The 15,512-nt window shown below is 36.9% G+C and carries 13 protein-coding genes; 1 reads left to right on the forward strand and 12 read right to left on the reverse strand.

From position 1 onward, the window contains the following. Positions 1-127: 127 nt before the first annotated feature. From dnaK to gpr, 8 genes are all read right to left on the reverse strand, one after another. Positions 128-1,948: a molecular chaperone DnaK gene (gene dnaK, locus ABD814_RS09460; protein ID WP_344912542.1), complete on the reverse strand. Its 1,821-nt coding sequence runs from the start codon at positions 1,946-1,948 to the stop codon at positions 128-130. A gap of 30 nt (positions 1,949-1,978) precedes the next feature. Further along, a complete protein-coding gene (gene grpE / locus ABD814_RS09465; protein WP_344912544.1) occupies positions 1,979-2,548 on the reverse strand; it encodes a nucleotide exchange factor GrpE in 570 nt (189 codons plus the stop codon). Between the two features lie 190 nt (positions 2,549-2,738). Continuing rightward, positions 2,739-3,761, reverse strand: coding sequence for a heat-inducible transcriptional repressor HrcA (gene hrcA, locus ABD814_RS09470; RefSeq protein ID WP_344912547.1), 1,023 nt, complete (start codon positions 3,759-3,761; stop codon positions 2,739-2,741). A 114-nt stretch (positions 3,762-3,875) separates the two neighbouring features. Further along, positions 3,876-5,027 (reverse strand): radical SAM family heme chaperone HemW, encoded by a 1,152-nt coding sequence (gene hemW / locus ABD814_RS09475; RefSeq protein ID WP_344912549.1) that lies wholly within the window; start codon positions 5,025-5,027, stop codon positions 3,876-3,878. Between the two features lie 145 nt (positions 5,028-5,172). Continuing rightward, positions 5,173-6,996, reverse strand: coding sequence for a translation elongation factor 4 (gene lepA, locus ABD814_RS09480; protein ID WP_425549077.1), 1,824 nt, complete (start codon positions 6,994-6,996; stop codon positions 5,173-5,175). A 102-nt stretch (positions 6,997-7,098) separates the two neighbouring features. After that, on the reverse strand, positions 7,099-7,401 hold the full coding sequence (locus ABD814_RS09485; RefSeq protein WP_344912553.1) for a hypothetical protein: 303 nt from the start codon (positions 7,399-7,401) through the stop codon (positions 7,099-7,101). 21 nt (positions 7,402-7,422) lie between these two features. Next, positions 7,423-8,571 carry a stage II sporulation protein P gene (spoIIP, locus tag ABD814_RS09490; protein WP_344912555.1) on the reverse strand — a complete coding sequence of 383 codons (1,149 nt, stop codon included), beginning with the start codon at positions 8,569-8,571 and terminating at the stop codon, positions 7,423-7,425. 72 nt (positions 8,572-8,643) lie between these two features. Continuing rightward, positions 8,644-9,735: a GPR endopeptidase gene (gene gpr, locus ABD814_RS09495; protein ID WP_344912558.1), complete on the reverse strand. Its 1,092-nt coding sequence runs from the start codon at positions 9,733-9,735 to the stop codon at positions 8,644-8,646. Between the two features lie 175 nt (positions 9,736-9,910). Between gpr and rpsT the strand changes: the two genes are divergently transcribed. Beyond that, positions 9,911-10,177 (forward strand): 30S ribosomal protein S20, encoded by a 267-nt coding sequence (gene rpsT / locus ABD814_RS09500; protein WP_344912560.1) that lies wholly within the window; start codon positions 9,911-9,913, stop codon positions 10,175-10,177. Positions 10,178-10,783: 606 nt separating this feature from the next. On the opposite strand, the gene holA is transcribed toward rpsT, so the two are convergent. From holA to ABD814_RS09520, 4 genes are all read right to left on the reverse strand, one after another. Beyond that, positions 10,784-11,806, reverse strand: coding sequence for a DNA polymerase III subunit delta (gene holA / locus ABD814_RS09505; protein ID WP_344912562.1), 1,023 nt, complete (start codon positions 11,804-11,806; stop codon positions 10,784-10,786). 275 nt (positions 11,807-12,081) lie between these two features. Continuing rightward, positions 12,082-14,355 carry a DNA internalization-related competence protein ComEC/Rec2 gene (locus ABD814_RS09510; protein ID WP_344912564.1) on the reverse strand — a complete coding sequence of 758 codons (2,274 nt, stop codon included), beginning with the start codon at positions 14,353-14,355 and terminating at the stop codon, positions 12,082-12,084. An 18-nt stretch (positions 14,356-14,373) separates the two neighbouring features. After that, positions 14,374-14,829, reverse strand: a complete 456-nt coding sequence (locus ABD814_RS09515) for a ComE operon protein 2 (RefSeq protein WP_344912566.1) — start codon at positions 14,827-14,829, stop codon at positions 14,374-14,376. A 24-nt stretch (positions 14,830-14,853) separates the two neighbouring features. Continuing rightward, a complete protein-coding gene (locus tag ABD814_RS09520) occupies positions 14,854-15,465 on the reverse strand; it encodes a helix-hairpin-helix domain-containing protein (RefSeq protein WP_344912568.1) in 612 nt (203 codons plus the stop codon). Positions 15,466-15,512: the final 47 nt, after the last annotated feature.

Consider the following 15,512-nt stretch of genomic DNA (forward strand, 5'->3'; position numbering starts at 1 on the left):
AAGCTACAGCTACTACTGCCTTCACTGTTCGGGACTTTCACCCTAGAGTCTGCACCCATGCTGGGCACACAACGGATAAAAGTCAAAGTCAGGATATACTTGACTTTGACTTTTATCACATGAGTTATTATTTATCGTTTTCGTCTTCTACTTCTTCATAGTCAGCATCAACGACGTCATCATTGGTATCGCCTGCTTCATTTGCCTGTTGAGCTTGTTGTGCTTGCTCATAAAGCTTAACTGATAAAGCTTGAACTTCTTGCTCTAAAGCTTCTTTCTTCGCTTTAATCGCTTCGATATCGCCATCTTCAAGCGCTTTTTTCAATTCATCTTTTGCAGCTTCTGCTTTTTGCTTTTCGTCTTCAGAAACTTGATCTTTAAGATCTTTGATCAGCTTATCTGTTTGGAAAACAAGTTGATCTGCTTCGTTGCGAAGATCAATTTCTTCCCGACGTTTTTTATCTGCTTCGGCATTTTCTTCAGCATCTTTTACCATTTTTTCTACTTCTTCATCACTTAAACCTGATGATGATTGAATCGTAATTGATTGCTCTTTATTTGTGCCTAAATCTTTTGCTTTAACATTAACAATCCCATTTGCATCAATATCAAAAGTAACTTCGATTTGTGGTACACCACGTGGTGCTGGTGGAATATCAGTTAATTGGAAACGGCCTAACGTCTTGTTGTCTGCAGCCATTTCTCGTTCACCTTGTAAAACATGAATATCAACTGCAGTTTGGTTATCTGCCGCTGTTGAGAATACCTGTGAGTGGCTTGTTGGGATCGTTGTATTACGCTCAATTAGTCGTGTTGTTACACTACCCATTGTTTCAATTCCTAATGAAAGTGGCGTAACATCTAATAATAGAACATCTTTAACATCACCTTGAAGCACTCCACCTTGAATCGCCGCACCTAATGCAACAACCTCATCAGGGTTTACACCTCTTGAAGGTTCTTGACCTGTTTCTTTCTTCAATGCCTCTTGAACAGCAGGAATACGAGTTGAACCACCAACTAAAATAACTTTGTCAATTTCTGATGCACTTAAGCCCGAATCTGCAAGTGCTTGACGTGTCGGCCCCATTGTTCTTTCAATTAGATCTGCTGATAATTCTTCAAACTTAGCTCGTGTTAACGTCATTTCTAAGTGTAGTGGTCCAGCTTCACCAGCTGTAATAAATGGTAATGAAATTTGTGTCTGGCCAATCCCTGAAAGATCCTTTTTCGCCTTCTCAGCAGCATCTTTCAAACGTTGTAACGCCATCTTATCTTTACCTAAGTCAATTCCATTTTCTTTTCTAAATTCTGCTACTAAGTGTTCAATGATCACTTCATCAAAGTCATCTCCACCTAGGCGATTATCACCTGCTGTTGCAATAACTTCAAACGTACCATCTCCAATATCTAAAATAGATACGTCAAACGTTCCTCCACCTAAATCATAAACGAGAACCGTTTGATCTTGATCAGCTTTATCAATACCATATGCTAATGCAGCTGCTGTCGGCTCATTAATGATTCGCTCAACTTCTAGTCCAGCAATTCTTCCGGCATCTTTAGTTGCTTGACGTTCAGAGTCGTTGAAATATGCTGGCACAGTAACGACTGCTTTTTCAACTTTTTCACCTAAGTAATCTTCAGCATAGCTTTTAATGTATTGTAAAATGATTGCTGAAATTTCTTGTGGTGTATATTCTTTTCCTTCAACTTCAACTTTATAGTCTGTTCCCATGTGGCGTTTAACCGACTGAATCGTATTCGGGTTGGTAATTGCTTGACGCTTTGCAACCTCTCCTACTTGTCGTTCACCATTTTTAAATGAAACAACAGATGCTGTTGTCCGGTTTCCTTCCGGGTTAGGGATAATAATAGGCTCCCCACCCTCCATAACTGCCACACATGAGTTTGTTGTTCCTAAGTCAATTCCAATGATTTTGCTCATTTAATCTTCCTCCTTCAATTTACTATGTAGCTACTGATTAACTTTTACCATTGCAGGTCGTAGAACTCGATCCTTTAATCGATAGCCTTTTTGTAATTCCTCTACAACGATGTTTGATTCATATTGATCATCTTCAACTTGTACAACTGCTTGATGGATCGTTGGATCAAATTCCTCACCAACAGCAGGTATGATCTCAATTCCTTCTGATTCTAAAACAGAAAGTAAATGACGATAAATCATTTCCATACCATCAATGAAACCCTTAACTGACTCATCCTCCCCAGTCGTCTGGAGCGCTCGTTCAAAATTATCAAGCACTGGTAGTAGCTCAGTTGCCAATTGTTGTGATTTATAAGTTAAATCTGCAGCTTTTTCACGCTGTGTGCGTTTTCGATAATTATCGTATTCTGCTTGTAAGCGTAAATATTTATCATAAAGTTCATTTTTCGCTGTTTCAAGTTGTTGATATTTTTGTTCTACATCAGCTTCTTCAGATTGATCATCAACAAGTTCTTGCTCAACTTCTTCAACATCATCAGTCAGTTCGATATTTTCTTCTTGGTCAATTTGTTGCTCTTTATTAACATCTGTCACCATACTCACCCCCAAAATTCGTCAAGTTGACTTTAGCTAGTTTTGATAAATCGGTTAATTATCTAGTATAATATGCAAAACTTAAGTGAGAGAATTGACTCAGCTCTCACTTAACCAATCATATAATAAAACAACACCATCGCCTTTTCAACCATTATGTTTAGCGAAGATATTATTACGTTAATTTGATTTACTACCAATCCGTAAATGTTTTGGACATTTGGTTCGACAGTAAATTAATTAACGACACCACTCGAGAATAATCCATTCTTTTTGGTCCTAACAAAGCAATCGTTCCTAATTGTTCTCCTGACAGTGAGTACGTTGCTTTAATCAAACTCAAGTCTTGCATTTCATCAATTTTATTTTCTTGGCCAATTGAAATTTTTAAGCCTTGCTCAGTTGCTCGAAGCAAGTTGATCATCAAATCTTCTTTTTCAATTATTGAGTAGATTGAATGTACTTTTTCGACATCATTAAACTCTGGTTGTAGAAGCATATTCGTCATTCCACTCATATAATAATTGTCTGGCTGTTGACTAAAAAGTGCTCCGTGTAAATATTTCAATGCTAAGTTCACATTAGTAATGTAACTGTTTAAAATATTACCGATTTCCACTTGCATCCTGCTATGGAGTTGGATAATCGGGATGTTATAGAACTTTTCATTTAAAATATTAACGAGTTTTTCTAAATCAGAGCCACTAATTTCAGCGGGAATCGTAAATGATCGATGTTCAACATGTCCTTTATTCGTCACTAAAATCGCAACCGCCGATGTTTTCGACAACTGAATAATTTGTAATTGCTTTAACCTTGCTTCAAAAACTTCTGGTCCTAAGATAATTGATGTGTAGTTTGTTAAGTCTGATAAAACTTCAACTGATTTTTGTACAACTTGCTCAAAATCAACATACTCATAATCAAAAACAGCAGAAATAAGTTTCTGATCCTTTTCAGATAAGTGAAAAGGCAGTAACATATGATCGACATAAAAACGATAGCCTTTTTCCGACGGGATTCGGCCAGACGAAGAGTGCGTCTTTTCAAGATAGCCAAGCTCTTCTAAATCAGCCATTTCGTTTCTGATCGTCGCAGGACTGTATGAAATGCCTTCTTTTTTTGATATTGCCCGTGACCCTATTGGTTGAGCCGATTGAATAAACTCATCAATAATCACCTGTAATATCAAAAGTTGCCTACTAGATAATACCATAGATGATCACCTCTGTTAGCACTCTTCCCTTTCGAGTGCTAATACTATTATTAAATTATCAAATCAACACAATATTGTCAACGAATATCACTTCAAAAATGAAACAAAAGCTAATCAATCATCAAATTCAAATTCATCAAGTAAAAACCGTTGGAAAACTTCATTGCCAAATAACTGACCCTGCTCAGTCATCCGAATCCGCTGATCATCTTCCTCCAGCCAGCCACGATCAATCAACTCCTTGATTGGCTTCTGATAAACATTATGAAGATCTAATTTATATTTAGTTTTAAAATCTGCCTTGCTAACACCTGTTCGTTTACGCAAACCAAGGAAAAGCTCTTCCTCCACTTGCTCTTTCTTACCAATTTGATCAATATGCAATACGGGACGCCCGGACTCATTGGCTGCCTTCACATATGCCGGAAAAGGACGCAGATTAATGTGACGCTCGCCTGGTAAATATCCACTTGCTCCTGCTCCAAAACCATAATAATATTGGTTATCCCAATAGGTTAAATTATGTTTACTTTCAAAACCCGGCTCAGCAAAATTACTAACCTCATATTGATATTTCCCGTTCCGCTTCATTTTATCAATTAACAGTTCAAACATACTCGCTTCAACTTCTTCAGGAGGTTTATGAAGCTTCCCCTTTTGGTGACGTTGATAAAAAACTGTTTTAGGTTCAATTTGTAAGGAATAGGTTGAGTAGTGCGGTAAATCAAAAGCTAGTGCACGCTCAATTGAATCATCAAAAATCTCAATCGTTTGATTCGGTAAGCCGTACATTAAGTCAATACTAATATTAGTTAGACCATGTTTCAGAAGGTGATTAATATTTTCTTCAACATCATTTACCCGGTGAAGACGACCTAAATCCTCTAATAACTGATTATCAAATGATTGGATACCCATGGAAATCCGATTTACACCATAGTCACGGAGCAATTTGATCTTATCTTCGTTTAAATCACCTGGATTTGCCTCAAAAGTATATTCCTCTACATTCACCACATCCATATGTTGATCAATCAATTGTAATAAATAGTCTAATTGTCTCAAGTTTAAAGCTGTTGGTGTTCCACCCCCGACAAAGATTGTTCGCATCGGATGTTTTTCACCATTTAAATAAAATTTAATTTCATTGGCTAGTGCTTCTAAGTATTCGTCAGCCATTTTTTCTTGATAAAAAAACTTTGTAAAGTCACAGTAGTGACAAATTTTTTCGCAAAATGGGATATGGATATATGCTGATTTGATCAAATCATTTCCCCCCTTTGTATCAATTTCATAAGTAAAGGAGCTGCGAATTGTCAGCTCCTTAAATTTTGTAACAGTTTTGATCAACTACGTGACAAAAATATTCTAATGCCAAGTTGATTAATTGAAAATCCCGTCATATCAATGGTTAATCGTCTTCCATTTTCAAAACAGACATGAACGCTTCTTGAGGGATCTCAACAGAACCGACCATCTTCATTCGCTTCTTACCTTCTTTTTGTTTCTCTAACAATTTACGTTTACGTGAAATATCTCCACCGTAACATTTTGATAAAACATTTTTTCGCATGGCTTTAATTGTTGAGCGCGCGATGATCTTATTACCAATCGCCGCCTGAACAGGGACTTCAAATTGTTGTCTAGGGATGAGTTCTCTTAATTTATCAACAATATATTTTCCGCGTTCAAATGAAAACTCACGATGAACGATAAATGACAGTGCATCAACTTTTTCACCATTAAGCAGGATGTCCATTTTCACTAACTTTGATGGGCGATAACCTTCAATTTCATAGTCTAATGACGCATAACCTTTTGTGTTTGACTTGAGTGCATCAAAAAAATCATAGACGATTTCTGATAACGGAATATTATAAACAACATTCACTCGAATATCATCCAAGTAATCCATCCCAATAAAGTCACCGCGTTTTCTTTGACAAAGCTCCATTACCGCCCCGACATAATCATTGGGTACCATAATGGTTGCTTTAACAAATGGTTCATACACATCTTCTATTTCTTGTGGTTCTGGCATAAACGACGGGTTATCAACAGAAATAGTCTCACCATCTGTTTTTTTAACTTCATAAATAACACTTGGTGCCGTTGTGATTAAATCAATATTAAATTCACGTTCAATTCGTTCTTGAATTATTTCCATGTGTAGTAGACCAAGGAAACCACATCTAAAACCAAATCCTAGAGCTTGTGATGTTTCTGCTTCATATTGTAAAGCTGAATCATTTAGCTCAAGTCGTTCTAAAGCTTCACGTAAATCATTATATTTACTCGGGTCAATTGGGTATAAACCACAAAACACCATCGGATTTAATTTTCGATAACCTGGTAATGGTTCAGTAGCAGGGTTATTCGCTAAAGTAATTGTATCCCCAACATGTGAATCACTAACATTTTTAATTGATGCCGTTAAGTAACCAACATCACCGACTTGAAGTTTATCTGTTGGTGTTAATTTAGGATTAAACACGCCAACTTCATTGACTTCAAATTCTTTACCCGTCGCCATCATTTTTATTTTATCACCGACTTTAACTGAACCGTCCTTAATTCGAACGTAAGCGACAACTCCACGATACGAATCATACAGCGAATCAAAAATCAATGCTTTTAGTGGTGCTTCTGGCTCCCCTTCTGGAGCCGGGATTCGATCAACAACCGCTTCTAATATCGATTCAATTCCAATTCCAGACTTCGCACTAACAAGTAAAGCTTCATCACCATCAATTCCAATCACATCTGTAATCTCTTGCTTAACACGTTCAGGATCTGCACTCGGCAAGTCAATTTTATTAATAACCGGAATAATTTCTAAATCATTATCCAAAGCTAAATAAACGTTTGCTAATGTTTGTGCTTCAATACCTTGCGCTGCATCAACAACCAAAATTGCACCTTCGCAAGCCGCTAAACTTCTTGACACTTCATAAGTAAAGTCGACATGACCAGGTGTATCAATCAGATGGAAAATATAGTCTTTCCCATCATGATGACGATATTTTAATTGAACTGCATTCAATTTAATTGTAATTCCACGTTCTCGCTCTAAGTCCATCGCGTCCAGGAATTGTTCTTTCATTTCTCGTTGCGATAATGCTTGAGTTTTTTCTAAAATTCTGTCTGCTAATGTTGACTTTCCATGATCAATGTGGGCAATGATTGAAAAGTTACGAACATTTTCTTGTCTTTGTTCATTTGTCACTATCTTCACTCCTATATAACGGACAATCTACAAACTTGATTATAGCAGTGAATACCCATTGATTCAATTATTTTCGTAACAAACCACTTACTAGCTGAAATTTAACACCGTTTAGAAAACTTCTGCTAAGTCGTTGATGATTGTTAGGAGACCTTCGTAAATCATTAATCCCGACTTTTCAATCCATTGTGCAGCGGAGTAAGTAATCGATTTTTGATTAGTTCGGTTATTAATTAACGGAAGTTGTTCCTCGACTTCGATTAGATCATTATAGTAATCACGTGAACTCATAACAATTTGTGGATCAGAAATTTCTGATTCCACCGTACCTGTTGATTCTTGCTGATTCAAAAGTGTCACAACAAATACAAAACATAAGATGATCACGATTAATTTTCCAACAAACTTAATCATTTTTAACCCCTCTTTTAAAGTTTAATTTTTGGTAACTTGTTCGGCATCCCAATAATAATCAGCAAAAACTTCAGCAAGAACATCCGCAGTCCGATATAACTCTTCTAGCGTATTATCAACCCCACCAAATTCAATTAAAATCGCATTCTCAGATAAGTCTTGATTGTAAACCCCATTTCTTCCCGATCCGCCCATTTCTGCAACTCCCCGACTAAGCCCAGGGTACGATTTTTCTAAATTTTGATGAATTGTTTTCGCTAATTCAATATTTTTCTGGTTACCTTCAAAATCAGCACCGATTACAAAAAACAATTGTGCATATTCTTCACCATCAATTGTCACTGTTGTATCTTCTTTTCTTCGACTATCACGGTGGATATCAAAAAGATAGCTGAGTTGTTGATTTTGACTAATAACCTCCTCAACAACTTGTCTTGAGGCAGTATACGATTGTGAATATTGCCAACCTTGATTGTGGAGGACTTGGGTAAAGTCCGTTTGATCAACGAGTGCTCCTATCCCTTTGGTAGCAAGTGACTTCTTCAACTGTTCACTTACTAATCCAACATTTACATCCGAATGAAAGGCCTGATTAGGGTCTTCAACATTATCTAAATGTGGCAAAAATGATTCTCGATTATGTGTATTGTAGATAAAAACTGTCGTTTCAATTTTTTGATCAATTTTTTGCTCGACTTGATCGTCAACAGGTGAATCAATTACGTTACGCTCTTCAAGAATAAGTTCAAGTGGTGGCGACGATTCAACTGGTAAATTTGTATAATTTGTGTTCGACTGTCCGATAATAATTCGATTTTGATAAGGATAGAACCCTGGTAACTCATTACCGAACAACGTCCGGATGTCTGTTCGATTAAGTTGTGTCGTCAATTGTAAAATAAGCTCCGAAACTGATATGCCCAGCATTGCTTCATCGTATTCAAATTTCAGTGGTTTAAATTCTGTTGATAGTAATGCTAAATAGAAGCTTGTACTTATATTTTCACTCCCTGCCACTAAAAAAGGTGGTGTATTCTTCTTGCCGATTGGCAATGAGACAATTGCTCCGATAATCGAAAAAATAAAAAAACAGCAAATTGTCCAGCTGAAAACAAGTTTTAAAAATAGCGCAAAGTTTGTTTGTTTTTGCTTAAAAGGTGTTTTTGCCATAAAAATCCTACTCTCTCTCATGATTAATAGACTATATGATAGAGAAGAGTAGGATAGAACGGATCAACTCAATTAACGAGTAAAACTGTTGGCCTTGTCACTCTCAACACTTTCATGTAAAGCACCATTTATCCCGGATGCGAGTAAATGGGCTAAATCATGAATATAACTGTCAACTTCTTTCGGTGTAACCATTAAATTGTATCCAAGCGGGCTTAAAACTTCTTTGATCAATTGTCGTTTTTCAGATTCTGCCAGGCTTCCAATCATTCCAAACAATTCGGTTCTTTTCGCTTGATCAGGTAAATCTTCAGCAGTTAGTTTTTTTTCACCAAAATTTAGCGAGGCAGGTACAAGACTTTTTGCGGGTTGATCTTTTTCTTTAAATTCTCGCCCAAAATGCTTAAACACATAATCAATCGTATCACTCGTAATCGTGACCGCATCAACAACAGTTGGTACACCAATTGAAATAACAGGAATACCAAATGTTTCGTAGCTAAGTGCTTTTCGCTTATTGTTCACACCTGATCCCGGATGGATTCCTGTATCTGAAAGCTGAATCGTCGAATTAACTCGATCGACTGATCTAGAAGCCAATGCATCAATCGCGATAATGAAATCAGGACTTACTTCTTTCACAAGCCCTTGAATAATATCGCTCGTTTCCATGCCCGTTACCCCCATCACACCTGGAGCAAATGCTGCAACCGAACGATAACCATCGGCAACCATTTCAGGATGATACGCAAACAAATGTTTCGTGACTAAAATTTTTTTGATCGTTTGTGGTCCTAAGGCGTCTGGAGTTACATAATCATTTCCTAAGCCGACAACTAAACATTTAGCGTCAGGACTAATTTGATTATCAGTCAACAAATCAGCCAAAATGTGACTAAGCACCTCAGCAGTTACCTGTTGCTGATCACTATCAGAATTTTTAACAGCGTCTGTTTCAAGTGTGAGGTAACGACCAGCTTGTTTATTGATATTCTCTTGACCAATTTCATCGACTTGAACATCAGTCACTGGAAAACCTTTTATTTTTTTCTCAGTAAGAATGACCCCTTCAATATCTTCTGTTTGTTTTTCTTCTTCAACAAACATTTCCCTCGCTTCAATTGCTAAGTCTGTTCGAATTTGGAATCGCTGTTCATCTTTCATTTGAGCCCCTCTTTTCATACATTTTTTCTCTGTTTAACTTTTCCTAGAACAGATTTTTCATACATTTAGATCAAATTAGACATTTTTTTATTGAAAACTTGAGCAGGCTCTGTTAAAATATCCTTTGTCCTGTATTAATTGATATAGTGGACTTAAACATGTGGAGGTGATAATGATGGCTAATATGAAATCAGCTATTAAACGTATTCGTGTAAACGAAAAAAGCCGTGTGGCAAATCAAACAGTAAAATCTAATATGCGTACAAATATTAAACGTGTTGAAAGTTTAATAAGTGAAAACAACGTTGAAGAAGCACAAGCTGCTTTAAAAGTTGCAGTTAAGAAAATTGATAAAGCCGTTCAAAAAGGTGTAATTCACAAAAATAATGGTACGCGTCAAAAAGCACGCTTAACTAAAAAAGTTAACGAACTTGGCGCATAAAGTGAAACTTCGATCAGTGATCTGCTGATCGTTAGTTAAACCAATCGGGCCGCTACTGTCAGTTGGTTCCGACTTTCGGACCTTACTGACAGTTGCACTGCGATAAAGTGAAACTTCGATCAGTGATCTGCTGATCGTTAGTTAAACTAATCGGGCCGCTACTGTCAGTTGGTTCCGACTTTCGGACCTTACTGACAGTTGCACTGCGATAAAGTGAAACTTCGATCAGCGATCTACTGATCGTTAGTTAAACCAATCGGGCCGCTACTGTCAGTTGGTTCCGACTTTCGGACCTTACTGACAGTTGCACTGCGATAAAGTGAAACTTCGATCAGTGATCTGCTGATCGTTAGTTGAACCAATCGGGCCGCTACTGTCAGTTGGTTCCGACTTTCGGACCTTACTGACAGTTGCACTGCGATAAAGTGAAACTTCGATCAGTGATCTGCTGATCGTTAGTTAAACCAATCGGGCCGCTACTGTCAGTTGATCCCGTCTTTCGGGACCTTACTGACAGTTGCACTGCGAAAATTAAACAAACATTAAAAACGACCCTACTCAAAAGCTAGGATCGTTTTTTTGTTTTAGATTATTTAAAATTATTAACTAAATATTAATTAGCTGATATAGCAAAAATTCAAAGGCGAGTTCTTTGTCCATTTTTCCTTGTTTAATTGCTTGATCTGCATCAGTACACACCTCTATGTAACGATATAGTGCATCTAAACTAAATTTTTTTTCCCGTTCAAGTGACATTTTAACGACATATGGATGCACCCTTAATTCCTTAGCCATTTGTTGCTGACGATAACCTTTTCTTAGCAACACTTTCACTTGGTAAATCGTTCGTAATTGTGATGCCAACAAGCCAATTAAAGCAATTGGCTCCTCATTCAATTTCATTAAATCACGATAAATCTTAATCGCACCTGTTAAGTTCTTAGTAATCACCATATCAACTAATGTTAATCCCGTGGCATTTCCTTGACGAGAGACAAGATCTTGGGCAATTTCTGCTGTAACTTTGCCACTTTCTCCAACATATAAGGCTAGTTTCTCAATTTCTTTTTCCAATAAACCAAGATTCGTCCCCGTTTCATTAATTAACAATTGTTCAGCAGCTTTATCAAGATAGACTTGATACTGCTTAGCCAAATGAGCTACCCACTTGTCAATTTCCCAGGTTTTAACCGCTTCACAGTGAACAACCATCGCTTGCTTTTTCAGCTGTTTTGTTACCTTCTTACGCTCATCTAATTTATCATAAGGTGCAACAATAACTAACGTTGAAAAGTCAACCGGCTCCGCAAGATAATCTAATAAACGATCAAGGTTATGCTCAACCTGTGTCTTCACTTGCTTCGCTGTTAAAAAATAAGCTTGATTAGCAACAACAAGTTTATGATCAGCAAAGAAAGGATAGGTCTCGACCTCCATCACAACATCATCAACAGGTATTTCTTCTAAATCATATTGGATTAACGCTTCATCTGCCTGACGATCATTACCCAATCGATTGGCCACTTGATTCACAACAGACTCAATTAAAAATTGCTCCTCCCCATAAATTAAAATGACTGGTGGAATTTTTTTGTTTTTCAAATCTTTTATCGCATCTAAATAGTTCATCTTATCCATCCCCGATCAAAACAATCTCATCTCCTATCGTATAGCTTGGCAACGATTTTGACAAGAAAAAAAGAAAGGGAAACGAGCACCCTCCCTTTCTTTATCTATATAAACGATTAATCATTAGACCTAGGTTCTAATAATTAATCGATAGTCGTTTCTTCCTCTCTCTATTCATTACTGTGACCCATCAGCAAAAAATTACGCCTGTTAACTGTTGCTAACTGAGGAAATCATCCAGATCAATCATTCTTACCAAAGTATTTGTTAATAGCTTATGGCAAATGAGTTGAAAACGTTCCACCTCTTTGATTTTTATGAAAAATGAATTGAATCGCCCCATCTTGATCTGTCCGATAAATTTTTAACCCTTGATCAGTTAACCGATTAAGCACAATTTCACTTGGATGATTGAAAAAATTGTTACGCCCAACTGGAATAATTGCTTGATTTGGTGCAATTTGCGTTAAAAAGAGTTGCGAGGTTGAGGTTGCACTCCCATGATGCGCAACAACCAATGTATCGATAGCCAGCTGAGGATTATTTTTCACAATTGTTTCTTCTACATGGGCAGAAATATCTCCAGTAAGTAACCAAGACTGATCTGCGAACCGCGTCTCAATCACCAATGAATTGTCATTCGTATTCCTCCAATCGCGACTCGGATTTAAACTATAGAAATCGTGACTACCAATCGAAAAACTTTCGCCAGTTTTAACTCGTTGATGTTCGATTAAGCCAGTTTTTAATGGATTTAATAAAAGCTCTGGCCACTCAAAATATGCTGATGTGATCACCGTTTGAACTGTGAAATCTTCGAGTAAATACGGCAGACTACCAAGATGGTCATGATCTTCATGTGACAAAATAACGGCATCAATCTTGTTTATCCCAGCTTGATATAGAAATGGTTTGATGATTTGTTGATAAGCGCGATCAGTCGGCGTTGTGTAATCATTTGCTAATGTCGCACCAACATCGTATATGACGACTGCTTTTCGATGGGGTAATTCGATGATCAGCGAATTAGCTTGTCCTAGGTCAAGAACTGTTACTTTACCGTACGGACTCAAATATGGTGTGATTTGATTCGTCACGATAATCATAATCAGTAAAATAAAACTAGAAATCACTTTATTGAATTGTCTTTTTTCAACTTGAACGAGCAAATAAAATAAACACAAATAATAGAGAGTCACAATTAACGGCGACAGCTTCCCAGTCACAATTGGATAATAAAAATAAGTATCAAAAAATTGAAGCAATGAAATAAATAATTGATTAGAAATGTTAATTAAAAATTCAATGATCACGATCAAAGGTGAGAAAAGCAAGCTCACTAAATACCCAAAAAAGATCAGTGGGATAAAAAAGCTACTAAAATAAAAAGTGACCACTAAATTGATAATAAAACTGATTGGATTGAACAAATAAAAAGCATTAACTTGAATTGGAATAATCATCACCATACATAACAATGAAATGAAAACCATTTGAGCGAATTTTGTTTTTAATTGGCCGAGGATTTTTTTTGATAAAAGCAATGAAAATGAAATTAGAAATGAAAATTGAAAGCCGAGCTGATTGATCCATTCTGGCTTGAGAAATAGAAGTAAAACAAAAGCGAGGCTTAAAAAATCAATCGAAATAATTCGATCACGTTGATACCATGCTAAGTAATTACAGATTGTAACGAGTGCAGCTCGCCAAATTGACGGTGCACCTCCAGCTAAGATCGGATAAATCAGTAAAAAAGTGATCAGCAGTTGATACGTTGTCTCTTTTGTTAAACGGCACAAGTAAATACAAATAAAGTGGAGAATCGCGACAATAATACTGACATGAAGCCCTGAAATCGCAAGTAAATGGGTCAAATGCCACCTTTCAAACAGATCTTGTATTTGATCATCTAATTTCGATCGATCACCAAAAATTAATGATTTAATCCATGACGCTGATGTTTCACTCATCCGTTGATCGAGTCGATTCATCTGTTGATCACGAAGATGATTTAATCTACCTACTAAGTTTGTCCCTGTACATTGAAGTTGATCTGACTGATTCAGATTGATTTGATAGTCGATCCCTTGATCGGCTAAATAGCTTTGAAAATCGAATTGTCCTGGATTTGTTGCATTGGTAGGAAGGTTCATTTCACCTGTTACTTGACATCGCGCTCCAACACGGAGTGGAACAGATGAACTAGAGAATTGATTGATTTGAATCAATTGCTTCGAAGCTGAATCACGGAGAATAAAAGTTGTTTGTTGATCGGATTGTTTAGTAATTGCAGTAATCTTTCCTGATATCTCGACATCGCTATTCAACTGCTCTGATCGATCAAATTGGTCTGGAACGAAGTGTTGTGAGAAGAAAAGAGTTAACACGACGAGCACTAGACATTCGATTAACTCTAATCTTTTTCTTTGGTAGTAAATCAATAAGACGACTAGCCAAACTAAAGCGATGGCGAACGACAAGATCAATTGATTGGCTAAATAATAGCCAACGAGTAGTGATATCACGAGAAAATACCCTTTCCCTCTCACATAAACACTCCTCTATGATTATTTTTTTAATAATTGCATTGTTTCTTTTTCAAGTGGAATTAATTCAACTTTCACACCTGCATCCTTAAACAGTTCAGACGCGTAGGGGTGATTACGATAATCAGTAGCGTAATAAACTGTTTTAATCCCTGCTTGAATAATTGATTTACAACATTGTAAGCAAGGAAAGTGCGTGACATAAATTTCAGCACCATCTGTTTGAACACCAAATTTTGCACACTGTAAAATCGCGTTTGTCTCTGCATGAACTGTACGAACACAGTGTCCGTCAATCATATAGCAGCCTTCATCAATACAGTGGTCACTGCCTGAAACACTCCCGTTATAGCCCCCAGCTATGATTCGATTATCTCTAACGATTGTTGCACCAACTGTTAATCGTTCACAAGTGCTTCTCAATGCAATTAAATGGCTTTGTGACATAAAATATTGTTTCCAAGAAATACGTTCCACTTACCTTCACCTCTTCAATTAAATTTATGGGACAATAATGAACTCTTCTAGTTGTTCAAAAGTTTTCACACCAATACCGGAGATGTTTTGTAGGTCCTCCGCCTCTTTAAATGGACCATTCTCCTCACGGTACTGAATAATTGCTAATGCTTTAGCTGAGCCAATTCCAGGCAACTGCTCAAGTTCTGCTTGTGTCGCTTGGTTGATTCTTATTTTACCATGATTTACGTCCGATTGAACGACAATTTGTTCCGAATCTTCCTGTGATGGCACATAAATCACCATCGCATCATAGACTTTCTCAGCTAAATTAATTTGATTTTCATCTGCATCATTGGTAAAGCCGCCCGCTGATTCAATTACATCAATGACACGATCGTCAGGATCAACTAAATAAACGCCTGGTTGATAAACTTCTCCTTTTAGATCGACGTAAAGTTTTTCATTAGTTGATTTTAATTCATGTTCGGTTGGCTGATTGGTGGATTCAACTGGGGGTTGAATTGTTGTATGTTCAGACGGAGTCGCTTCAATCGATGGTTGAAGAAGGTCGGCTAAAATAAATTCCCAAAACAAGCTTGTCAGTAGTATGAGGCTCACAATTACAAGGATGATATTATTCTTTATCCATTTCACAATAAACCTCCATTAATTATTTTGTCTTGGACTTATATTCGACGTGC

The sequence above is a fragment of the Amphibacillus indicireducens genome (genome assembly GCF_039539605.1).
In the GTDB taxonomy this organism is placed as follows: Bacteria; Bacillota; Bacilli; order Bacillales; family Amphibacillaceae; genus Amphibacillus; species Amphibacillus indicireducens.

Coding starts and splice junctions, on each gene's coding strand:
- ABD814_RS09485 (WP_344912553.1), bottom strand. CDS start 7,401: ATGATTAAGTTTGTTGGAAAATTAATCGTGATCATCTTATGTTTTGTA.
- dnaK (WP_344912542.1), bottom strand. CDS start 1,948: ATGAGCAAAATCATTGGAATTGACTTAGGAACAACAAACTCATGTGTG.
- gpr (WP_344912558.1), bottom strand. CDS start 9,735: ATGAAAGATGAACAGCGATTCCAAATTCGAACAGACTTAGCAATTGAA.
- grpE (WP_344912544.1), bottom strand. CDS start 2,548: ATGGTGACAGATGTTAATAAAGAGCAACAAATTGACCAAGAAGAAAAT.
- holA (WP_344912562.1), bottom strand. CDS start 11,806: ATGAACTATTTAGATGCGATAAAAGATTTGAAAAACAAAAAAATTCCA.
- spoIIP (WP_344912555.1), bottom strand. CDS start 8,571: ATGGCAAAAACACCTTTTAAGCAAAAACAAACAAACTTTGCGCTATTT.
- rpsT (WP_344912560.1), top strand. CDS start 9,911: ATGGCTAATATGAAATCAGCTATTAAACGTATTCGTGTAAACGAAAAA.
- hrcA (WP_344912547.1), bottom strand. CDS start 3,761: ATGGTATTATCTAGTAGGCAACTTTTGATATTACAGGTGATTATTGAT.